The organism is Pseudaestuariivita atlantica (assembly GCF_001205715.1).
GTDB lineage: Bacteria > Pseudomonadota > Alphaproteobacteria > Rhodobacterales > Rhodobacteraceae > Pseudaestuariivita > Pseudaestuariivita atlantica.
Genome location: NZ_AQQZ01000019.1, coordinates 1 through 20,468, shown reverse-complemented (window position 1 = coordinate 20,468; position 20,468 = coordinate 1). Strand labels below are relative to the sequence as shown.

Below are 20,468 nucleotides of genomic sequence, written 5' to 3'. Positions count from 1 at the left end.
ACATGATTTCCATTAAACACACCGACGGTGTCGCTTTCATGGAGCTGAATGCCCCGCCAGTGAACGCTCTTGGACTGAAGATGCGGCAGGCGCTTTCCTCGGCCATCCACGAGTTGGACGCCGATGAACAGGTCAAAGCTATCGTTCTATGCTCGGCTCTGCCGCTCTTCTGCGGCGGCGCTGACATCGTCGAGTTCCGTACCGGGGCAGTTTGGGACAAGCCGGACCTGCCAGACCTGTGTGTAATGATTGAAACCTGCAAGAAACCCATTATCGCCGCGATCGCAGGTCCCGCGATGGGTGGTGCGCTGGAGATCGCGCTTGCCTGTGATTTCCGTGTCGCCACGCCGGATGCCGTGATGGGCCTACCTGAGATCAAACTGGGGCTGCTGCCTGGTGCCGGTGGCACCCAACGACTACCCCGGATTGCCGGTCTGGAAGCGGCAACGCAAATGATCCTCTCGGGTGATCCCGTGAAAGGCAAATATGCCCTGTCTTGTGGGCTGGTCGACGCACTATTTGAGAACGACCAGGATTTTCGCGCGCATGTTTTGGGTTTCGCCACCCGTGTCAGCCATGAGGGCGATCCGAAACGCAGTTGCGCGGATATGACCGTCACACACCCTGATCCGAAGGGATATTTGACGGGTTTCCGAGACCAGATAGCGCACACGTCCAAAAACCTTGTCGCCCCTGAACGATGTTTGGTGTCCATCGAGGCCGCGTGCGAAATGCCGCTGGCCGAGGGGTTGGCACAAGAGAAGGCAGGTTTCGCCGAACTGCTAGACACACCGGGGTCGCGCGCCGGGCGGCATCTGTTCTTTGCAGAACGTGAATGCACCAAGGTTCCGGGCGTTACCCGTGCGGACCGACCACGTGACATTGCATCGGTCGCCGTGATCGGCGCGGGAACAATGGGGCGCGGCATTGCTATCGCCTTTCTGCAGGCGGGGTATCCGGTCACGCTTCTTGAAACGACGCAGCGCGCGCTCGAACAGGGGCTGGAAAAGGTCCGGGAGCATTTCCAGCGTGCGGCTCAAAAAGGGCGGCTCAGTGCCGATCGGGCAGAGGCAATCTCCGCCAACGCCACCGGGACGCTCAGCTATGCAGGCCTTGCGAAGGCTGACCTGATCATTGAAGCGGCGTTTGAAAGCATGAATGTCAAACGCCAGATTTTCGAAGCGTTAGACCTACACGCCAAACCTGGCGCGATACTGGCCTCAAACACATCGACATTGGATCTTGATGAAATAGCCACGGTCACGTCCCGCCCGGAGGATGTGATTGGTCTCCATTTCTTCAGCCCGGCGAACGTCATGCGCTTGCTAGAGGTGGTGCGGGGCGCCAAGACCGCTCCCGATGTCATTGCAACGGCAATCACGGTCGCAAAGAAGATCCGAAAGCTCCCTGTCACGGTTGGCGTGTGCTACGGCTTTGTTGGAAACCGGATGCTGGAACCATACTTCCGCGAAGGATCCCGTCTGCTTCTTGAGGGGGCGACGCCGAAGCAGGTGGATAACGTCCTTGAGAACTTCGGCATGGCCATGGGTATTCATGCGATGGCAGATCTGGCCGGAGTCGATGTGGGCGCACGCGTGCGTCAGGAACGGCGTAGTGAAATCGCGCATGACCCGACATACCAGGCTGTGCAGGACAGGTTGTTTGAACTAGGCCGACTGGGTCAGAAAACCGGGCGAGGAAGCTATGTCTACGTGGGGCGGACACGGGTCGAAGACCCAGAGATGGTTCAAATCAGTGCCCATTTGGCGGACCTGCATGGCGTGAAGCGCAGGGACATCGACGATCAGGAAATCCTTGAGCGTTGTCTGTTCCCCCTGATCAACGAGGGCTTCTTGATCCTTGAAGAGGGCATTGCAACGCGCCCGGGTGATTGCGACCTGATCTGGACCAATGGCTATGGCTTTCCGAACTGGCGTGGCGGCCCGATGCACTATGTCGACGAGATTGGATTAAGTCAGATTCTGGAGCGCATGAACCACTATCGGCAGTCGCTTGGTGCCTATGGTGAGATGTGGTTCACGCCTGCGCCTTTGTTGGAAGAACTCGCAAAACAGGGCGTGACACTTACCGCGTATTTTGATGCCAAAAAGGAAAAATCATGAGAGAAGCCGTTATCGTCTCAACCGCACGAACCCCCATTGGGGTTGCCTTCAAAGGTGCGCTGAACAACATCAAGTCCCCTACCATGATGGGGCACGCCATGCAGCACGCGGTTGAACGTGCAGGCGTGGACCCCGGTTTGATCGAAGATGTTGTCATCGGATCGGTCCTGACTGCGGGAACAGCAGGCATGAATGTCGCTCGTTTGTCGGCGCTGGCTGCGGGCCTTCCCAATACGGTGGCAGGACAGACGATCGACAGGCAATGCTCCTCCGGGTTGATGGCCATTGCGACGGCTGCAAAGCAGATCATCGTGGATGGTCAGAACGTTGCCGTGGCTGGTGGGCAGGAGAATATTTCCGCCCTGCAGAATGCCTATCTGAAATGGGCGGGCGATGAGAAAGATCCAAACGTTATCGCCCAATCTGAGCATGCCTACATGCCGATGCTGATGACGGCGGAAAATGTGGCGCGGACCTATGGGATCAGCCGCGACGTCCAGGATGAATACGCCGCACTTTCGCAAGGTCGGACCGCCCGGGCTCAGGCGGCTGGCGCGTTTGAAGATGAGATCGTCCCGATCACTGCGATTAAGCGGGTCAAGAACCGCGAATCCGGAGAGGAAACCGTGGAAGAGGTGACCTTGTCAAAAGACGAGGGCAACCGGCCGGGTACGACGGCCGAAACACTCGGGGCATTGAACCCGGTTGTCGAAGGAGGACTGATCACTGCCGGAAACGCAAGCCAGCTTTCTGACGGGGCCTCGGCTTGTGTGCTCATGGAAGGCAAAATGGCTGAGCAACAGGGTCTCACACCGCTGGGTATCTATCGCGGCATGGCTGTTGCAGGAAACGCACCGGAAGAGATGGGGGTCGGCCCGATCTTTGCAATTCCAAAGCTGCTGAAGAATGCAGGTCTTCGGATCGAAGACATCGGCCTTTGGGAGCTTAACGAAGCCTTTGCCTGCCAGGTTCTGTATTGCCGTGATCATCTTGGGATCGATCCCGAAATCTACAACGTGAACGGCGGTGCAATATCGATTGGCCACCCCTACGGCATGACAGGTGCGAGACAAGTCGGGCATGCTCTAATTGAGGGGAGGCGTCGTGGCGTGAAATACGTGGTGACCTCCATGTGTGTCGGCGGAGGCATGGGCGCCGCAGCACTGGTCGAAGTCGCCTGACCCCACTGAAATGAGTTCAAGCAGAGCGTTATCTGGTTGAGACATTGACATTCTGTCATCTGCGAGGGTCGCCATCTGCAAGCCTGCGTTTCATGTCGACCGGAATTGGTGATACCTCCTGAGGCGTTATGACCAATGTCGCGCCAACGATCCTTTCCACGGTTTCCAGCCAGTTTGTCGATGACTGGCTGGCGGCGCTGCGTGCCCTGTGCCCAGAGGCGCAGATGGTGTCGCTGCTGAGCCGGTCCGGTCTGAACGCGGAGACGCGCTCGCCGAATGGTCGCGTCACGCTGGATCAGATCGTTTGCCTCTATCAACTTGCTGCAGTTGAGACCGGCGATGAGATGATGGGGCTTTGGAGCAGGCCCGTGCGACCGCGTGCCCTGCAACACCTTCTGACGACCGTGCGCGAAGCCACATCCTTGCCATCTGCACTTTACCGGTTTTCGACCTTCTGGAATTTGCTGCTGGATGACTATCAGTTTGATCTGGATGACACTGACAGCACCCTCACACTGAGCCTGAACCCGCAAACAGATGCGCCTGTACAACGGTTTGGCCACATGCTGATCCTCAAACTTGCCCACGGGCTCATGTCTTGGCTGGCAGGGCATGAGGTTCCGGTTAAAGCCGTTGATTTCGCGTTTGATCGCCCGGACTTTAATCAGGATTACGCGATTATCTTTCCCGCACCCTTTCAGTTTGGCCAACCCGCCACTGCGATCTCCTTCTCCCCGAAGGCTCTGGGCCCTGTGCAAGCGCGTAGCACATCTGATCTTTACCGGTTTTTGCAAAACGCGCCGCGGGACTGGATCTTCACTTCTTCGCGCGAGCACACCCAATCGCTGCGGGTGCGCACGTATCTGGCCCAAACGGGATGGGACGCGGCGACCCTGACCCAGACAGCATCCGCAATGCACATGACCCCGCGCACCCTGATCCGCAGGTTGCAAGCGGATGGGACCTCGTTTCAGGCGATCAAGGATGCCCTGCGGCGCGACATCGCGATCCGCGACCTGCAGGCGGGACGCAAAAGCGTCGAGGCCATCGCACATGATGTTGGCTTTTCCTCGGCCGCAAACTTTCACCGGGCCTTTCAACGCTGGACCGGCAGCACCCCCAATTCGTATCGCAGGACGAATATCTGAGACGCACTTTTTGTCACTTTTGGACAATACCCTGTCACCACGCGAGATAGAGCGAAGAAGTTTCTCCTGCTAAATCTTGCGCAATACATGGCGTTCTCACCTGGTTCTCGTCTAGAAGCTTGACCCGCTGCCTGCTCAGCAGGTTCTGAAGTGTGGCGTCATGTGAAAATAGCCGCTCACAAAAGGACCGACCAATGTCAGACAAACTCGCCACCATACTCCAAGCCGCACGCGACCACGCCGAGCAGGTCATCCTGCCCAATGTAGACGCCTGGAACACCGCCAAGACATGGCCCCGCGACGCCTCTGACAAGGCCGGGGCGGCAGGCCTGGCGGGCCTCTACGCCCCCGAGGGGTTTGGCGGCCAAGGCTTGCCCCTTTCAGAGGGCATTCAGGTTTACGAACAACTGGGACTGGGCGATGGTGCCTATGCCTTTGCCCTGTCGATGCATAACATCTGCACCTTCGCGGGCTGCGGTTATGGCACAGATGCCTTCAAGGAAAAATGGGCACGGGATCTGACCTCTGGCCGCAAGCTGGCGAACTTTGCACTGACCGAACCGCAATCGGGGTCGGACCCGATGAATATGTACAGCCGGGCCACGATCAATGACGACGGCACATGGACGATCAGCGGTGCGAAGGCATGGGTTAGCCTGGCGACCGAAGCTGATATCTATTTCACCGTGGTCAAGACCAGTGACGCAACCGGCCACAAGGATATGGCGATGATCGCCATTCCCGCGGATACGCCGGGCCTCAGCTTTGGCCCGCTCTACTACACCCCGTCCTACAACTTCCTGCCTCTGGCCGAGATGTACATGGACAAAGTCGTGGTTAGCGAAGACAACATCATCCTGCCCATTGGCCAGGGTCTGCAAGGCTCACTCATGGCGATCGATATCGCCCGTGTGTCGATTGCGTCAGGATGCTGCGGATTGATGCAAGCCGCACTGGATACAGCGCTGTCCTACTCCAAGAACCGCAAGATGTTTGGCGGCAAGAACCTTGATCTGGATGGAATCCAGTGGATGCTGGGCGAGGTTGCAACAGATCTTGAAGTCTCAAAGCTGCTTTATCGAAAGGCGGCAGAATCCCTTGGCACACCCGAAGGCCCCCTGATGGCCGCTCATGCCAAACGGTTTGTGCCAGATGCCGCAGTGAAGGCTGCGAACACCTGCACGCAAGTGCTGGGCGGCATGGGGCTGTTGCAGCCCTATGGTCTGGATCGTTTGTCCCGCCTTGCACAAATGCTGCGGATCGTGGACGGGACGACGGAAATCAGTCGCGTGGTCATTGGGAGGGCCTTGCAGAAACGTGCGGCGACCTTGCCTGATCTGCCAGTACCGAAAGGATTTGGTGAAACCGGCTGAACGTCCCACCCCCCGGTGAAGCGGAACCAACCTGAAAATCTCCTCAGAAATAGGTAAAATCGAAATACCGGCCGCACATTTGCGGCCGGTCACTCGAGATTGCAGACGTTTGTGCAAATGCAGCGAATTCACACTTTGTCCCGCACACCGGACCTTCTGGCAAAGAACTTTGAAAGTCCGCTGTTGTTTCCAAGAGCACTAGACCTTGTGTGTGAGCGCCTGTTCTCTGAACTCGGCATCGATATCCTCACCGTCGCGCACACGATGTTTCGTGATTTCGCTGATGTCGCCATCCCCGTTGTCCTCGCTCAGGGGAAAAGTATCTCCATCACCGTCTGAATTGGTCTCTGCATCGGCTGCAGCCAAAATTGCCTTGCCCGACGCTGCGCCCCCGCCCTGCCCTGCCGGGTCCTCCGCACCAATTTCCGCAAGTGCAGAGATCGTCGATTGGACGGCAGCTTTGGCGCCTGTTTCGTCAATGGCAACCATGTCTGTCAGCTTGAAACTCTGCTGTACGGTAAGGTCCAGTTCAGCCTGATCAGTGGTCAAACCATGCTCGCGAAGCGCCTTCGCACTTTTCTTGCGCCGACTCGTGGCAAGTGTCGTCCCTTTTGACGCGGTCGTTTGAGCGGCGGCGATGCTTGTCTCAACCCTCTTTGACGGAGATTTGCGGGAAGACCGCGCCTTCACGCCCTGCGCTTTAGCCACGTCTTCTGCAGAACGGGCCGCGACCTGTTCCTCCTGTCCGACCTTGGTCGCCTGATCTCGAGGTTCTTCTTCAGGAAACACTTTCGGGAACGGCAGCTCGCCAGACTGTCCTTTATGAATGCTCTTGAAGAACGGATCGTCGAAATACCGAATGCGCTTTGCCCGCACCGGCATCTGGGCGTCCACGACCATCACGATGTCATCAAGCGACATGCGCCGGGCTTCATCCTTGGGTAGAAGCGATGTCTCTTCCGTGCGTTCAGACATGCTGCGCCCCTCGAACGGATTGCGACCAATGGAGCGTGAACGGGTGACCACGCGCTTGGTGGTCATGCCAACCGCACCACTCAGCTCTTCGACGGTCTTTTCATCGGACGGAGTGAGATAGAGCTTGATCCCGGCATTCCCCTGCAATGCGCGACGTGTGTTCTCGCCGTAGATTTCGTCGAGCGCCGGGATGGTCTGGGTCACGATCGCCAGATGGCCTCGATAGGATCGCAACGTCTCGATGCTCTCGACAACGATGGGCATCTTTCCAAGCCGGTTGAACTCATCGAGCATGATCATCACCGGCCAGGGCTCGTCTGGAGCCGGCTCACGATCCTGCAAGGAAGCAATCAAGTCGGAGAAGAACAACCGGATCAGCGCCGCCATTGGGCGCACCATGTTCGGGGCCACGACCAGGTAGACCGAAAACGGCTTCTTGCGGATCGTCCGGAAGTCGAAATCCGATGTGGCAGTCGCGGCATCGATGGCCGGGTTGCTCCACTGATCGAGGCCGGAGGTCATCAGGAGCGAGATGTAGGACGTCAGCGTGTCGTTGTTCGTTGAGGCCATCCGCTCAAAGATCAGTTTGGCCGCCGTGTTCTGCACCTCGTCGCGACGCTTCATGAACTCCTTGCGCTTGTCCCCGCCCGACGCCGTGATGCGGTAGATTTCGCCGAGCGTGGGGCGCTTGCGCTCGAACGCAAGTAGACCCGCCGCTACAAAGAGATCGATACCGCCTTTGAGCAGGCCGGAAGTTCGGTCATTGTCCGTCTGCAAGAAGAGCGTCGCGAGGAGTTGCAGCTCCATCTGCTGCTGGTTGGGGTTGCGGATGCCGGCGATCCGCAAGAGCGGGTTGTAGCGATGCGACCGGCGATCATTCCAGTCCGTGGGGGCAAAGCGGTAGACATCATCCCCATCCGCCGCCCGATATCGGGCCGTCGCCTCGAAATTCTCGCCTTTCACGTCGAGAACCACGGCGCTGCCGCGGAACGTCAGCAGGTTCGGGATCACGAAGCCCGTGGTTTTCCCGCGCCCGGTCGGGGCCACGCAAAGCACATGAGGATAGACGCTTGAGGACAGATACCGTCCCCGCCGCCTGGGTGAGGTCATCTTGCCGAGGATGAACCCGCTGCCCGGTGCTGTGAAGAACCCGTTGCGCTTCAGCTCCCCGGCTCGTTGCCAATGGGTCTTGCCGAACTTTGTGAGCGCCGTGCCTGACAGGACGGCACTCAGGAGCATGCCCGCAAAAGCCGTCCCGCCAATGATGAGATTGGCCAGCTGAAAATCGTCGGGACGCATCCGGCGGAGGCTCAGGTAGTTTCTGGCGAGCCAGAGAAAATCGATCTCCGCGCGCAATCCAAGGTCCCGGAAGGTCAGGAACGCGCTCGCAAAGACATATCCGAACCCCGCGCTGAGCACGGTCAGGAGGAAGATACCGAGCGCGATCCGACCCCTATCCATGGGTCTGGCCTTTTTCAGTGTGGCTTTGCAGGCTCTTCAGGCGCTGCGCGTCATATTCCTCTTCGGCAATCTCCGAGACCACTTCGCGCACGGCATCACTGTTTGCGGTCGCCTCATCCGACTGCAGGTAGGCTTTCGCGGCGTAGAGCCGGTCCAGCCGGTTTTCGATCACCGCATCGAACGCATCGGCATCGCCATCCCGCAAGGCCGCGATCCTGTCATCGTCAAGGAGGCGCTCCACTTCCGCGCGATAGGCCGCCCTGCCCTCTTCATCGGCAAAGGATGGATTGATCTTGTCTGTGCGTTCATGCGCAACGACGCCTGCAAGGACGGAATTGTCTGGCAATTTGTGGGTGGCGTCCACGATCGCGCCCCGATCATCCCTCACGGCCTCACTACGCCTGGCGGCAAGTGTGGCTGCATAAGTTGCCCCGAGACCGCGCGCCAGATGCTCCGGCATGTCCGGATAGCGGGCTCGCATCTCGGCCGCGACAGCCGCGTCGATCTGCACAGCCCCATCGGAGCGCGCCAGGATGTGATCAATGTCGGCTTCGATCCGGTCTGCATGCGCTGGATCAACGGTGCGAACATTGAAAGGGTCGCGCGCATCGATCACATCGCTTGGCCGTGCCGGCAGACCGGGATGCAGCTGCAGATAGGCCCCTTGTTCCATCTCAAGGCGGGCCTCGGCCCGGATGGTGATTTCATCGGCGCGCTCTGCGATATCCGTCTCCGAAAGCCCCTGCCCGCGCATGTCCTGCCGGATCGCGCGCGCGGCGTCATCCACGCTTTCTGCATCGTAATGGATGTCTGGGGCATGGTCGTCTTCGATGACACCATCTCGACGCAGCACTTCCGCGCGTTCCAGGGCTGTTCCAAGGGCCACATGGACTTTGTCGAGCGTGTCGACTGCGACCTTCAGATCCTCGCGACGCTCCAGATTGAGGTTCTGTGCGTCCGCGATCTTCTCAAGATCATCAGCATACCATTCTCGTTCCAGGGCCGCTGTGTTGGCCCCCTGCTCGATGCGCGCCACCAACACTTCCGATGAAATGCCGGCCCCGCGCAAGGCTGTCTCAATCTGCCCCCGCGTTCGGCCTTCCCGCAGTTTTTCCACCAGCCCCGCGTTGATGTTGGCCTCAGAATAGATACCGGTCTCGGTCGGCCGCTCCATCAGTGTCCTCGAGCGCAAGCCAAGCGGCTGCATATGCGCCACGGGTCTGAGCGCGGCCACCATCTGCTTTTGCAGCGCCGGACGGTCAGCTTCAGGTGCCTCGCGGATCAGGAGCGCAACGCGGTTCATCTCATCGGCGAAACGACTGTTCAGATCGTCGAAACTCTGGTTCTGGCTCATATAGATGTCTCCGGTTTGCGGGAGTGTGCCCTGCCGCGCCAAAAGGGCGCTGGCCTTCAACAAGGCGTCCTCGATGTCATCGCGGTCTTCAGGCGATGCCTCGGCCGCGAGCGATCGATACACCTGGGCGTTTCCAGCGATCTCACCGAGTGCGCGGTCAAGATCCTCGCCGATCCGCTCTCGCTGGCGGACCGCGCGCCCCTCCTCCTTTGCGGCGTAGACCTCGCGCGTGCGAGGCGGATATTGCGCCTCACCGCGATCGACGCGCCGTGTTGCCTCAAGGCGGACTCCGTGTTTCTCTGCCTCTTCGACCATCGCCAGGCGGAAGGCGTCGTAGTTGAAGTGATGATCCCGTCCCAAGTAGAAGAACTCGCCTTCCTGCGACCGGCGATTGATCACCACATGGGCATGGGGATGGTCACGGTCCTTATGGACGGCGATCAGGTAGTCGAAGGTCCGATCGGCGTTCTGGAAGAAACGCTCGCAGACATCGCTGGCAATGTCGCGCACATGGGTACCCTTGGTCCCGCGCGGAAACGACATCAGAAGATGGCTGGTATGCCCGAGCTTGGGATTGAACCCCTCATCCCATCGAGACGTATACCGCTCAACCACGGAGGTGATCTCCTCACCCGAGAGCTGCGTCTTGCCATCGTGGACGCCGCGACTGTCAACAATGTGGGAAGACTTCGTTGTCAGGTAGGCCAGCTGGTTCTGGAGCTGGGCCTTGGTGTGAGTCCCGCCGGTCCGGATCGGTTTGAAGACGGCGGCGCGATGCCCGTAAGCCGCGCGCACCATCTGCGCCCGCCGCGAACCCAGACCTTGCATTGAGCCTCTGATGCGATTCCAGCCCTGGCGGAAGATTTCGCCGGTGACGAGTGTGACGGCATCACTCCGGGGCATCTGAGAACTCCTTCAATGCTTTATGGGCTTCAAGCGTCACATGGCTCACCCTCCGCCGGGAAAGCGCATCGACCTGGTCCGCGAAATCGAGAACGAACCCGGACAAGAGCCGCAGCTGCGCGAGACTGTGGTCACCGAAGAACGGGGCGATGCCTTTGGCCCGGGCCTCGTTCAGTCGCTTCGCAATCTGGGTGACGTTGTTGCCGACACGATTGAGCGCTGCGCGGAACGACTTGAGCTCCTCAGCGAGGTGTTGGTCCGGCTGGAAGACGCCGTTTGCCGATTGGATGAGAAGGCGTACTCCTGCCGAACGGCTGGACACACCATGCCGCGCGAGCACCTCGTCGAAGCTATGAAGCTCCTCCGGCGTGAGCGTGACGCTAACCTGCTTCGTGCGAATACGCGTGTCTCGTCGGCGGTCTTTTTCAGTCCGGAGCGTGTAGTAGATGGTCCGCTCGCTGACCCTGAACCGCTCTGCCAGGGCTTTATGCGTCACGCCCTTACAGCGCTCCCGAACGATCTCCTGCCGCTCTGCGGGGGTCAATCTGCGCCGAGACGCCATACTGCAAATACACTCCCTATTTCCTGCCAATCTCATACGGGCCATCTGAAGTCTCTTATATTATAGTATTGCAGTCAATACGTGTGTGTCATGGAACCACGACACGATGGCCTGTATTCCGTTTCAAGCCGAACGCGTCAGCGTGAAGGCTCCTCCTTTTCGTTGCAATGGACTCGCTGGTCCGGAATTCGAGCTGGGAATAATTGCGCGCTGAGCGGCCTTAAGGCGTTTTGGCACCCCTACCCTATCACAGCGCTCTCATGGGCCTGTAGCCCCTCTCTGGGGCGCGCTACGTTCCGCTTGAATTGTAATGACCAGATTAGCTGCCCTGTTTGAGCCAAGATTCAGGCAAATATGATGGCACATGTGATCTGTAATATCGGATATGCATTATCATTTATGGCAAATCATATATCGCGAATGTCGGCGGCGATCTTTCGCCAAGAAGCGTAAAGAGAACTCATGACCGGCTGCCCGGACATCAACGACGCCCCAGACGGCACCAAAGGTCGCTCTTCTCCGGTTCATGGCAAATCACAAATGCAATATCCGGGCTGCAACATCGCATATGCACACTCAGAAACACCAAAACGGCCATTCAAAATCGTAAATCCCGTATCACGCATCATTTCTCAGATATCCATCACGCCACATCATCTATCAATTATGGCAAATGGAACATGTTGCATCAGTTATCCTTGATGCAACATCTGCTCTGGCATATACCGTATCCAAAATCATAAAGAAGACCCTTGAGGATGCAGGATCATGCCCAACGAGCAGTTGAAGGTCATCGCGATCATGACGCGAAAAGGCGGTGCGGGAAAGACAGCGCTTGCACGCGCCTTGATGAGCGCCATCATCGCTGACGGAAAACGATGTATCGCCATAGATGCCGACCCGCAGCAAGCACTCTTCCGCTGGTGGGAGAGTGTCACCACCGAGAATCCGGAAGTCGCATCCACGGCTCCGAGCCTCCGGGTCATGGGGATCGACAGCCCCTCCGAGCTGGAAACCATCATCGACGAGGCCTATGAGAACGACACGGCGGACTTCGTGATTATCGACACCATGGGGGCAGGGGGCCAATGGGCCGACGAACTGGCCGTCCATAGCGACCACATCGTCCTGCCGATGATGTTGTCAGACACCGACATGCGGATCGCCACCGACACCTACAATTGGTACCAGGGTCTCTACGAGCGCGCCGAAGACCCATCAGCGCTGCCAAAACTCACTGTGGTTCTGTCGCGTGTCGACAAGAACCCCTCAAACGCAATGCGCGCCATGGCGCGTGAGGCCAATGCAAAGTTCCCCGTCATCGAGGAGTTGTTCATGGATCGCAAGCAACATGCCGATGTCGACCGCGAGGGACTCTTTCATCAAATCTCGAAATGGCGAACCGAGGACCCGAACCCGCTCATGCGCACCCACGCCCGTCTCTATGACGAGGCGCTCGATGAGGCGCGCGAAATCCTCTCATTGGTGCTGGAGGCTGAATAATGGCGCGCAAGAAAATCACCTCACTCCTCGGCGACGATCCAGTCTACAGCAAGCAGTTTGGCGACAAACCGAAACAGCCCGATCCCACGCCCAAAACTGAGCCTGTCAAAGCGGAGAAACCTGCGGCCACGCAATCCCCGGCGCCAAAACTTGAGACGGAGACAAAACCGCCTGCCACCAAACCCGCAGCCGCACCGAAAGCAACCTCAAGCCAAAAAGCACCCGAATCGAAGCCTGCACCAAAGCCAAAGGCACCAAAGAAGCCCGCAACACGCGCCGTACACGTGCGCGCCGCTCCGAAAAAAGACCATGGCCCCGGATTGGACGCTCTGGAAGCCGCCGGTCTGCCGGCCTCCGATGTTGTCCGCCTTGCCGGCAAGCGCGCCATCGACAAGTTCGAACTCAAACCGAAATACGTAGCCCCAGAAGAGGCAGACCGTCTTCCGAGCAACATGAGCTTCCGGACCATGAAGACGCTCGATGCTCAGGTCCTCGACAAACTCCGCGATCAGGCCGACCCGCTTCGGCTGCGCTCGGACGCAGCCGTGATCCAGGGCCAATTGGAACCTGTGTTTTGGTCGGAACTCACAAGCCTCATCAAGGAATTGCGCAAGCAGTATTCGTGAAGGCGCGGCGATGCCGCGCCGCGATTTTTGTCTTGAGGGGGAAGGAGTTTCGGCTTCCTTCCCCCTGAAACAAAATAGACAAGACCGTGTTGTCGGCTGCGCCTCTTCCCGCACCACTCTTGTCTATTTGGTTTCACCCCCATCCTCTCAAGCTCCGCGCATACTCGCGGGTAAGCAGCAGCTTACCCTGTCACGATTTGTGATGCCGGGAAGGAAAACACTGCGGGTGTAACCAACCTTGAGAGACAGCGATGCCGGACAGAAGAAGATCTGAGGCGCAGCCCATCAAGAAGATCATCGATCAAGAGACCGGTGCGCATGTCGGGTGGCTCTATGAATGGAACACAGGCGACCTCGAGCCGATGTGGAGCAACGGTCCCAAAATGAACGTAAGATATGAGGACATACCGCCAGAGGAGATGCCAAACGGGTAGGAAGGTCGCCCAGAGGGCTCGGCGCGAAGCGCCAGGCGGTCCAAGGGGCGGGAACGCTGCCTGCCGCCGCCTTACCTTAACGTAAACGTTTGCACGAGGGAGATGGGCCGCCTAAGCGGCTTCCCCGCACCTTTCAACTCCCGCATTGATGAAATCCACCGCTTTCTGCGCTTCGGCAGCGGCCTTGAAAATCAGCCCTTTGTCGGATTTGAGCGCTTGCAACCATCCTTCAATGTACGCCGCACTTTGATCAAAGGCAGGCGCGACTCCAAGCTGAACACCCAGAAAACACGCGCCGATCTCTGCAACCAGTTCCTCGAACGCGTATCCGGCACGGTCCTCGAAACGTTTGATCCGGTCGAGCCGTGACGCGCTCCCGGTCCAGTGCACGGTTTCATGTCCCAAAGTCCCGTAATACCCGCTCGCATCGAAGAAGGTGGCAATCGGGGGCATATGAATATGGTCCGGACCCGGCGCATAATAGGCCTTCGGCGTCTTGCTGGTGATAACCGTCGCACCTGTAGTGGCAAAAAATGCGTCCAATTCAGGCACCGGTTCGGTGCCAAGATCACGGGGCGGGGCAGGGCGGACGTAATAGTCGTCCGGCAGTCCCTCGATCTGATCGGCGTTAAAGACGTTGTTGCATTTGGCAAAGCGACTGGTCTGGGGCTCAAGTTCGCCGTCGATTTCTTTCTCGAAGGTTCCATAGAAAACCGACCGCGTGGCCTTTTCGCCTTTGCGCACACAGGCCCCGAGCGCGAGGGCCTGCCGATAGGTCATCCACCGGACGGACGCATAGCCTTTGATATGAGACGTGGCCCAGAGCATCAGGATGTTCACCCCCCGATAGGCGGTGCCATCATGTCGCAAGGGCAGGGCGGCCCCGGTGGCATCGCCTGTCCACGGTTTCTGCCACGGCGGCGTTCCCTTCTCCATCTCGGAGATGATCGTATCCGTCACATGCTGTTTGATGTCGATCTTGGCCATGTCTCTCGCTCCTCATCCTGAATGCGGGTTTCAGGCACCGCGCCTGTCGCGGCTGTCCTGCAAACCTGCTCACGGCGAGTGCGGAGGGGGCGAGACCAGATCGAAAATGGGGAGGGGGATCGCCCGGCATCGCAGCGCGGCAGAGCCGTGACCGATGTTGGGGAGACCCCATTTTTGCGTCTGGTCCGAGGGGGAGGCTGCGCCTCCTCCTGAAACTGAGTGCACCTAGGGGAACTTAGGAAGATCAACGGCCTTGAAACTGCGCCAAGAGACAGTCTACAATCGAGATTTAAGGCGACGGATAAAATCCATTCGTTCGTGCAGAACGGCAATGACGATGGGACGCTGGCCCGCGATCCAAGCAATGTAGTGGTGTTCACATCGATGGATACGCACATCAGGTGGTAATTCTTTGAATGGTTTGGACAGTGCACGCCCTGCAGCAATCGCCTCACAGCAATGCTGGATCTAGTCTAGATATTTGTCGGCTTGGGCCGCGCCCCATGTCTCGTGCGTATAGCGCCAGATACCTCGGAGGTCCTTTTCCGCGGCACGCGTGAAGTCATACCGTGCCATCCGGGACTACTGCCCGGCCTGGGCCCGCGCCTCGCGCTTGATGTCATCAATCGACTTGTCAGACAGCTCACCTCTGCGCGCCTGCTCAATGCGCGGCTGCAGAAAGTTCGACAGCGCCTCGAACGCTTCACCTTCGCTCATTCCCTCCAATACTGGCGCATCGTCAAGGGTACGCGCCAAGACATAGTCCTTGATACTCTGACCTTTGAGCGCTGCAATGGCTTTGAGCTTCTGATGCTCTTCTGGAGTGATGTCGATTGAGAGACGTGGCATGGGCTCAACATAGACCCTCCAGACCCACAAAACAACATTTGTTGTAGGACTGGTGCCGATCTGAGTTTACGCGGCAGCGCGTTCCATCGATTTCTTTACAGCGAGGGTGAGATTGTCGAAGTCTTCGGCGGCCATAGTCACACCGTATTCGGTCCCGCCATCCTGGTTTTCCCATTGCGACTGGCGAAGTGTCCCACGGGCATTCACGAGATCGCCGGGGGCGACATTCTCGAGCGCCCACTTCATCACGTTCGGATTGAAGATCGTGATTTCGTTCCAATAGGGGTTTGCCTGGAAGTCGCCGCGGTCATCCTTGCGCCCGTACTCGGCGGCGATGGTGATCCGCACGGTCTTGCCGACTTCCTTGACCTTGCCGACGCGGCCGAGAATCTGAAACTCTGCAAATGTGCGCATGACTGTCTCCTGTGAAGGCCTAGCTGCCCCAAAGTGTAGTTGCTCCTCCAACAATATTATAATATTGACAATTTCGCAATTGAGCCGCTGCCGGGATAGCAAAAATTCGCCAACACCCGATCAGCGTTAGTTTTAGCAACCAACCGCTGCAGAGAAGCTGCCTCGGGCGTGTCTCGATTTGACCCTAGGCGACGGCCTTATTCCGGGCAGATCAGCTCCAGAGACGGAAAATAGGTCCGGTACCTTCGAGCGTCCCGCGTCAGCAGAGGCACGGACAGCACCGTGGCATGGGCGCCGATAAAGAAATCCGGCAACACATTCTGCTTCGTCCCCTTCGCTTGCCGATATGCAGAAAAGGCCTTCCCCGCCAGAAACAGCGCATCTCTCGGGATCATTTCGTGGCGGAGCCCGGCGGCCTCGATGAAGGCATCAAGCCGTTCCTTCTCGCGATATCCGACCGAGAGCTCCGCGTAGACACAATCATTGATGAGGAGATCGCCCTGCAGCGCGGCGGCTTCCAATTGCGCAATGGACCACTCAGCGAAATTCTCATCATCCGTCACAACATCAAGAAGGACGTTCGTGTCGACGAAGATCACCCGTCGCCCCGCGTCAGCGCCATGATCTCATCGGTGCTGAGCTCTGTTCGCGCATGACCGCGAAGGGCACCGAAGCGCGAGACCGGCGCAGTCTTGTCCTCAGGAACAATCTCGACCCGGCCATCCTTCGTACGATTGAAGGTCACCTTGCTGCCTGCCTTCAGTCCCAAAAAGTCGCGTACGGCTTTCGGGATCGTAACCTGGCCTTTGGTTGTGAGCGTCGTTGGCAAGTGCGCCTCCAGTAATACCTTCATTCAATCAGGTATTACTTTGCAGGCCGTTTTGCAAGCTCTGATGCTGGTGCTGGCCGACAGCCTGCCCTGTCAGACGATACGCAGCGCGCAGGAAAGTAGCCTCGCTCTGGTGTGGCGAACGTGCGTAAGGGCGGCATCTCTGCCGCCCCTCTGCTCGATGTGGTCTTACTCCGTGACCTGGCCATCGTCGCCGTCCGCCTTGGGCGGGAAGGCGACCAGCTCGGTGACCGCAACCGGGAAGTCGAGCTTGATGGAGAGCACGGTCTCGCCATTCTCGCGGGTGTTCTCGAAGACCGCGCCGACGCGGCGGAAGCTGGTTTGGTCCTTGCCGTCTTTCTTGAAGGTGACGGGAACGGTGAGGGTGAACATCTTGTTGGACATTGTCGATCTCCTTGTTTCGATGCGGGTGACCCGGCGGATCGACCAAGGCAGGTCGCGCAAGTGGAAATTCGGAGGCTCCGCCCTGGGGGTGGAAACCGTATTTCTGCTTGCCGGAGTGCAGCGACGGGCACGCGAACGGCCGAGATCCGCAACCCGTAGATCGGAAAGAAACAAGGCAGATCGACACGTCCCAACGGTGTCAGACCACCCTCATGCCGGAGATAGGAAAGACGGTGACCCAACCCCGCAGCCGACATCAAAGGCGGTCAATGACAAAGGCCCGCGCGATACGCGACACACGCCACCTCTTGCACGCATCCGGGTCAAAGATCGTTACGAGGAGGTTGGTCCCCAAAACGAGCGGTGCTGTGTCTTCAAACCTCGGACGACCTGCAGACGGGTGGCAGAGCACCGCCCTGAAATCGCTGGAAAGCACTCAGGTGAGATGAAAGAAAGGGCCTGCCCTAGGGATCGTCACCCGCATGGGCGAAGACAGCCTGGCTGGCTTCGTGCGCAGCATAGAGCCCGGTCGGCTCTGCCGAAGGGCCAGGAAAATCGGGGTAAGCGTCGAACCTACCGATCCTTCGACAACAAGCCGTGCGGTGTAATTGCTGTCAGATTGTCCGGTGTGCGCCGCGTCATCTCCATACCATCGGAGGAAACGGCGGCCTCAACAAACTCGGTCTTCTTCAGTACACCGCCATCCGCCTCGACCCAAGTGGTGCTGTCGCCGTCTTCGCGCGTGATCGAGCCGTCATGATTGATCCGGATCGATACGCCGCCGACCTTGACGGAGACGGAATGCGTATCCGCGATGATGCCCTCCCAGGCGCCGTCGAAATCCCGGCGCAGCACCACCATGTCGGGGCGCAACTTGATCTGCACGTCCTGATCGGCATCGCCATCGGCGCTTTTGAGCATCAGGAAGGTTTCCTGGATGTCCGGATCGGCGTGGATGCTGGCCCGCGCATCCTTCGGGGGCCAGACCTTGGGCGCGCTTCGCTGTCGGCCTTCCGGGTCGCGATGAAACCCGATGTAAAGCTGTGCCGATTTCCAGACGCGGGCGGCCTGCGATGCAATCTTCGACATGGTCGGTCTCCTGTGCGGGGCGAATGCGCGGCTCTTGGCTAGTGTTAGCCGGGAGCCGCGCAAACCGAGGGACTTTGGGTAGCGAGGGCAGGGACGCTGCCCGCGCCGGTGTCCAGGTTCAAACGTAATAGTCTGGCAACCAAGCCTCAATCCGGGCCTTCTGTGCGGCTGTGACCCCGAGCAGTTTCTGCTTGGTCTCGTTCGAGAACAGGTCTTCCAGCGTCTTCGCCTTCTCAGCCTTCTTCAACTTGGCGAAGGCCTTGGCCTCCGTGCTCGTTGGCGTAAGGTCCAAAAGGTCACCGTAGATGGTCTCAAGCATCGGTCCCGACACGCGTTTGAAGAGGTTCTCTGCCGTGGGCGTCCAGACCTTGCGGATATCGGCCCCTGCCTTTTCGGACAGAACCTCGTGGAAGATGGCATCCCCGCCGTTCAGCAGTTTCGCCAGATGTCGTGTCAGTTCCGCAGCGCGATGCTTCGGGCCTTTTTTCTTAAAGCTGGCAAAGGCTTTCTTGAGATCGACACCCCAAGCATCCGCCGGGCTGACGCCCGGTTTGCTCAGACGCTTGTCGATCTCGAACCCGGCCTCAACAGACGGTGTGTTGCTTGGTGTCCCGAGGCTGACATCGAACACGTCGCGAAACCCGGTCGCGCCGCTCAACTGGAAGGCCAAAAGATCGAGAAGGAGATCGGGTTGATCCAGCATGGCCTTTTGCAACGCGGCCAGCTTGATCGCCTCCAGATCGTCCCTCAACTTTTGCGAATAGGGGTTCTTCGGAGCCTTGTCTTCACCGCTCCCATGCGCGGGTGTCTGCAACACGCCCGCCGAAATGGCAGGCTTCTTGTCTTCGGGTCGGATCAGCCCGGCCTCGACTTTCAGACCGCCGCTCTGATCCACATAGACCACGCATCCGGCATGGGCTTTCTGTTCGTCGGTGAAGGCACCCTCCAAAATGACATGGAGGCCTGCCAGTTCTTCTTCACCTTCCGCATTGAGCACGTCATTGTCGGCCATCTCGCAGAGGTCCTCGTATCGCTCCATCTGATCGTCCGAAAGAACACCTTCGACCGGATAGACGCGGGCGAACTTGTTGTCTTCGATGAAGTTCCAGCCGAGATACGCCTCGCCGTGCGTCTCGACCCAAGCCCAGCCATCGGACACGCGCACCTGCTCAGCCGCTCCGGCCAATTGCGCGGCAAAGGCTTCATCCAGAATCTCCTGATCCTCGAAGAAGACATCCTCGGAGAAGAGATCGCGGGTGATCTTGCCGCCACCGGCCTCGTAGGCCTCTACACCGACAAACACCGCGCGGCGGTCAGTGGCCATGGCCGCTTTCGGATGTAGGAAATGGTCCAACTGGCTCACGTTGGAGAGGCGACCCTCGGCGATGCCCTGCAGCGCCTCATGCACCAGCTTCTCGTCCTGAGCGGTTGTCATCTTCTGCGCCGCCGAGAGATTGATTGTCTTTGCTTTCAATGCCTCAAGGGCTGCATCGGGCAGATTGGCGAGTTTCAAGCGCCCTTTGACATGGGCGACAGTCACCCCGAAGGCGCTAGCAATCGCCTCAGCGTTGGCATTGGATTTTGCCATCCGTCCATAGGCCCGGATTTCGTCCGCCGGATCGAGCGCTTCACGGGCCGTGTTTTCCGCATTGGCGCAGAATTCTGCTTGCTCCAGATCACGTGCCAGAAGGACCGGGATGGACGTCGCGCCCTTGAAGTCGGGAGAGGTCTCTGCGAGATAGGCCAGGGCCCTGAGACGGCGACCTCCCGACACGATGCCGATCTTGCCGTCATCGTCCTGAATGCCGCCCAGGTTCTGCAGAAGCCCGCAGGTCCTGATGCTGTCTGCCAGTGTCTCCACGTGCTCCTGCGCCACATCTTGGCGGGGATTGAGGTCGTGTAGGTAGAGCTGGTCGAGCGATGCATAGATGATTGCCGCGTCGTTCGGGATGGTTGATTGGTTGGTCATGTCTTTGTCCTTTGTTTTTGAATGATGTTGGGTGTGGCGGGGCAGGGGGCATGTGCCCGCCGCCCGCCGTTTCGAACGGGGCCGATCACCTCCTTTCTTGAGGGTGTTGGGGGCCTGTTCCGGGGTCGGTCAGGCGGCTCAGTACTCGGAGGCGTGAAGGATCGTCAGGACGCGGCGGGTTACAGCGAGGTTTGCCGGATCGTCGCTGCCCATGGCATAGTCCGTGTCGTAAAAGTTTCCATGCAGGAGGTTGCGCGAACCGGATAGGTTGGGCGCAGATTCA

The 20,468-nt window shown here is 58.8% G+C and carries 19 protein-coding genes; 6 read left to right on the top strand and 13 right to left on the bottom strand.

Going from position 1 to position 20,468, the window contains the following annotated elements; all coding sequences use genetic code 11:
* The first annotated feature begins 2 nt into the window (after nt 1–2).
* The 4 genes from ATO11_RS19650 to ATO11_RS19635 all read left to right on the top strand — a co-directional run bounded on the left by ATO11_RS19650 (nt 3) and on the right by ATO11_RS19635 (nt 5,825).
* Complete coding sequence (locus ATO11_RS19650) at nt 3–2,123, top strand: 3-hydroxyacyl-CoA dehydrogenase NAD-binding domain-containing protein (protein ID WP_050532616.1); 2,121 nt, start codon at nt 3–5, stop codon at nt 2,121–2,123.
* Nucleotides 2,120–3,304, top strand: a complete 1,185-nt coding sequence (locus ATO11_RS19645) for an acetyl-CoA C-acyltransferase (RefSeq protein ID WP_050532615.1) — start codon at nt 2,120–2,122, stop codon at nt 3,302–3,304. Before ATO11_RS19650 ends, ATO11_RS19645 begins: the two co-directional genes overlap by 4 nt.
* 128 nt (nt 3,305–3,432) lie before the next feature.
* A complete protein-coding gene (locus ATO11_RS19640; protein WP_050532614.1) occupies nt 3,433–4,452 on the top strand; it encodes an AraC family transcriptional regulator in 1,020 nt (339 codons plus the stop codon).
* A 194-nt stretch (nt 4,453–4,646) separates the two neighbouring features.
* Nucleotides 4,647–5,825, top strand: a complete 1,179-nt coding sequence (locus ATO11_RS19635) for an acyl-CoA dehydrogenase family protein (protein ID WP_050532613.1) — start codon at nt 4,647–4,649, stop codon at nt 5,823–5,825.
* 198 nt (nt 5,826–6,023) lie between these two features.
* On the opposite strand, the gene ATO11_RS19630 is transcribed toward ATO11_RS19635, so the two are convergent.
* Genes ATO11_RS19630 through ATO11_RS19620 form a run of 3 tightly spaced genes read right to left on the bottom strand, consistent with a single transcriptional unit; the run spans nt 6,024 to nt 11,080 of the window.
* Nucleotides 6,024–8,261 carry a type IV secretory system conjugative DNA transfer family protein gene (locus ATO11_RS19630; RefSeq protein ID WP_082176485.1) on the bottom strand — a complete coding sequence of 746 codons (2,238 nt, stop codon included), beginning with the start codon at nt 8,259–8,261 and terminating at the stop codon, nt 6,024–6,026.
* Nucleotides 8,254–10,518 carry a relaxase/mobilization nuclease domain-containing protein gene (locus tag ATO11_RS19625; RefSeq protein WP_050532612.1) on the bottom strand — a complete coding sequence of 755 codons (2,265 nt, stop codon included), beginning with the start codon at nt 10,516–10,518 and terminating at the stop codon, nt 8,254–8,256. The genes ATO11_RS19630 and ATO11_RS19625 overlap by 8 nt, the downstream gene beginning before the upstream one ends.
* Nucleotides 10,505–11,080: a helix-turn-helix domain-containing protein gene (locus ATO11_RS19620; RefSeq protein ID WP_050532611.1), complete on the bottom strand. Its 576-nt coding sequence runs from the start codon at nt 11,078–11,080 to the stop codon at nt 10,505–10,507. Before ATO11_RS19620 ends, ATO11_RS19625 begins: the two co-directional genes overlap by 14 nt.
* A 768-nt stretch (nt 11,081–11,848) precedes the next feature.
* On the opposite strand from ATO11_RS19620, the gene ATO11_RS19615 reads away from it, so the two are divergent.
* Both ATO11_RS19615 and ATO11_RS21900 read left to right on the top strand, forming a co-directional pair.
* On the top strand, nt 11,849–12,583 hold the full coding sequence (locus tag ATO11_RS19615; RefSeq protein WP_050532610.1) for a ParA family protein: 735 nt from the start codon (nt 11,849–11,851) through the stop codon (nt 12,581–12,583).
* Complete coding sequence (locus ATO11_RS21900; RefSeq protein ID WP_134643178.1) at nt 12,583–13,209, top strand: hypothetical protein; 627 nt, start codon at nt 12,583–12,585, stop codon at nt 13,207–13,209. Before ATO11_RS19615 ends, ATO11_RS21900 begins: the two co-directional genes overlap by 1 nt.
* A gap of 545 nt (nt 13,210–13,754) precedes the next feature.
* Here ATO11_RS21900 and ATO11_RS19605 read toward each other — a convergent pair.
* The 10 genes from ATO11_RS19605 to ATO11_RS22585 all read right to left on the bottom strand — a co-directional run bounded on the left by ATO11_RS19605 (nt 13,755) and on the right by ATO11_RS22585 (nt 20,431).
* Nucleotides 13,755–14,630 carry an ArdC family protein gene (locus ATO11_RS19605; protein ID WP_050532608.1) on the bottom strand — a complete coding sequence of 292 codons (876 nt, stop codon included), beginning with the start codon at nt 14,628–14,630 and terminating at the stop codon, nt 13,755–13,757.
* A gap of 468 nt (nt 14,631–15,098) precedes the next feature.
* Nucleotides 15,099–15,206, bottom strand: a complete 108-nt coding sequence (locus ATO11_RS22590) for a type II toxin-antitoxin system RelE/ParE family toxin (RefSeq protein ID WP_110553803.1) — start codon at nt 15,204–15,206, stop codon at nt 15,099–15,101.
* A 6-nt stretch (nt 15,207–15,212) separates the two neighbouring features.
* A complete protein-coding gene (locus ATO11_RS19600; RefSeq protein ID WP_050532607.1) occupies nt 15,213–15,479 on the bottom strand; it encodes a hypothetical protein in 267 nt (88 codons plus the stop codon).
* A gap of 66 nt (nt 15,480–15,545) precedes the next feature.
* Nucleotides 15,546–15,893 (bottom strand): single-stranded DNA-binding protein, encoded by a 348-nt coding sequence (locus tag ATO11_RS19595; RefSeq protein WP_050532606.1) that lies wholly within the window; start codon nt 15,891–15,893, stop codon nt 15,546–15,548.
* A gap of 197 nt (nt 15,894–16,090) precedes the next feature.
* Nucleotides 16,091–16,492: a type II toxin-antitoxin system VapC family toxin gene (locus ATO11_RS19590; RefSeq protein WP_050532605.1), complete on the bottom strand. Its 402-nt coding sequence runs from the start codon at nt 16,490–16,492 to the stop codon at nt 16,091–16,093.
* Entirely contained in the window at nt 16,489–16,746 is a 258-nt protein-coding gene (locus ATO11_RS19585) for an AbrB/MazE/SpoVT family DNA-binding domain-containing protein (protein WP_207382994.1), read from the bottom strand. Before ATO11_RS19585 ends, ATO11_RS19590 begins: the two co-directional genes overlap by 4 nt.
* A 165-nt stretch (nt 16,747–16,911) precedes the next feature.
* The gene (locus tag ATO11_RS19580; RefSeq protein ID WP_050532604.1) at nt 16,912–17,127 is read right to left on the bottom strand and encodes a hypothetical protein; all 216 of its coding nucleotides are present in this window, start codon (nt 17,125–17,127) and stop codon (nt 16,912–16,914) included.
* Nucleotides 17,128–17,700: 573 nt separating this feature from the next.
* A complete protein-coding gene (locus ATO11_RS19575) occupies nt 17,701–18,216 on the bottom strand; it encodes a hypothetical protein (protein ID WP_050532603.1) in 516 nt (171 codons plus the stop codon).
* Nucleotides 18,217–18,334: 118 nt separating this feature from the next.
* Nucleotides 18,335–20,185: a ParB/RepB/Spo0J family partition protein gene (locus ATO11_RS19570; RefSeq protein ID WP_050532602.1), complete on the bottom strand. Its 1,851-nt coding sequence runs from the start codon at nt 20,183–20,185 to the stop codon at nt 18,335–18,337.
* 138 nt (nt 20,186–20,323) lie between these two features.
* On the bottom strand, nt 20,324–20,431 hold the full coding sequence (locus tag ATO11_RS22585; RefSeq protein WP_207382995.1) for a DUF3768 domain-containing protein: 108 nt from the start codon (nt 20,429–20,431) through the stop codon (nt 20,324–20,326).
* Nucleotides 20,432–20,468 lie beyond the last annotated feature (37 nt).

Excerpts from the sequence above, each read along its gene's own strand:
- ATO11_RS19650 (WP_050532616.1), top strand. The coding sequence starts at position 3 with ATGATTTCCATTAAACACACCGACGGTGTCGCTTTCATGGAGCTGAAT.
- ATO11_RS19645 (WP_050532615.1), top strand. The coding sequence starts at position 2,120 with ATGAGAGAAGCCGTTATCGTCTCAACCGCACGAACCCCCATTGGGGTT.
- ATO11_RS19640 (WP_050532614.1), top strand. The coding sequence starts at position 3,433 with ATGACCAATGTCGCGCCAACGATCCTTTCCACGGTTTCCAGCCAGTTT.
- ATO11_RS19635 (WP_050532613.1), top strand. The coding sequence starts at position 4,647 with ATGTCAGACAAACTCGCCACCATACTCCAAGCCGCACGCGACCACGCC.
- ATO11_RS19630 (WP_082176485.1), bottom strand. The coding sequence starts at position 8,261 with ATGGATAGGGGTCGGATCGCGCTCGGTATCTTCCTCCTGACCGTGCTC.
- ATO11_RS19625 (WP_050532612.1), bottom strand. The coding sequence starts at position 10,518 with ATGCCCCGGAGTGATGCCGTCACACTCGTCACCGGCGAAATCTTCCGC.
- ATO11_RS19620 (WP_050532611.1), bottom strand. The coding sequence starts at position 11,080 with ATGGCGTCTCGGCGCAGATTGACCCCCGCAGAGCGGCAGGAGATCGTT.
- ATO11_RS19615 (WP_050532610.1), top strand. The coding sequence starts at position 11,849 with ATGCCCAACGAGCAGTTGAAGGTCATCGCGATCATGACGCGAAAAGGC.
- ATO11_RS21900 (WP_134643178.1), top strand. The coding sequence starts at position 12,583 with ATGGCGCGCAAGAAAATCACCTCACTCCTCGGCGACGATCCAGTCTAC.
- ATO11_RS19605 (WP_050532608.1), bottom strand. The coding sequence starts at position 14,630 with ATGGCCAAGATCGACATCAAACAGCATGTGACGGATACGATCATCTCC.
- ATO11_RS22590 (WP_110553803.1), bottom strand. The coding sequence starts at position 15,206 with ATGGCACGGTATGACTTCACGCGTGCCGCGGAAAAGGACCTCCGAGGT.
- ATO11_RS19600 (WP_050532607.1), bottom strand. The coding sequence starts at position 15,479 with ATGCCACGTCTCTCAATCGACATCACTCCAGAAGAGCATCAGAAGCTC.
- ATO11_RS19595 (WP_050532606.1), bottom strand. The coding sequence starts at position 15,893 with ATGCGCACATTTGCAGAGTTTCAGATTCTCGGCCGCGTCGGCAAGGTC.
- ATO11_RS19585 (WP_207382994.1), bottom strand. The coding sequence starts at position 16,746 with ATGAAGGTATTACTGGAGGCGCACTTGCCAACGACGCTCACAACCAAA.
- ATO11_RS19580 (WP_050532604.1), bottom strand. The coding sequence starts at position 17,127 with ATGTCCAACAAGATGTTCACCCTCACCGTTCCCGTCACCTTCAAGAAA.
- ATO11_RS19575 (WP_050532603.1), bottom strand. The coding sequence starts at position 18,216 with ATGTCGAAGATTGCATCGCAGGCCGCCCGCGTCTGGAAATCGGCACAG.
- ATO11_RS19570 (WP_050532602.1), bottom strand. The coding sequence starts at position 20,185 with ATGACCAACCAATCAACCATCCCGAACGACGCGGCAATCATCTATGCA.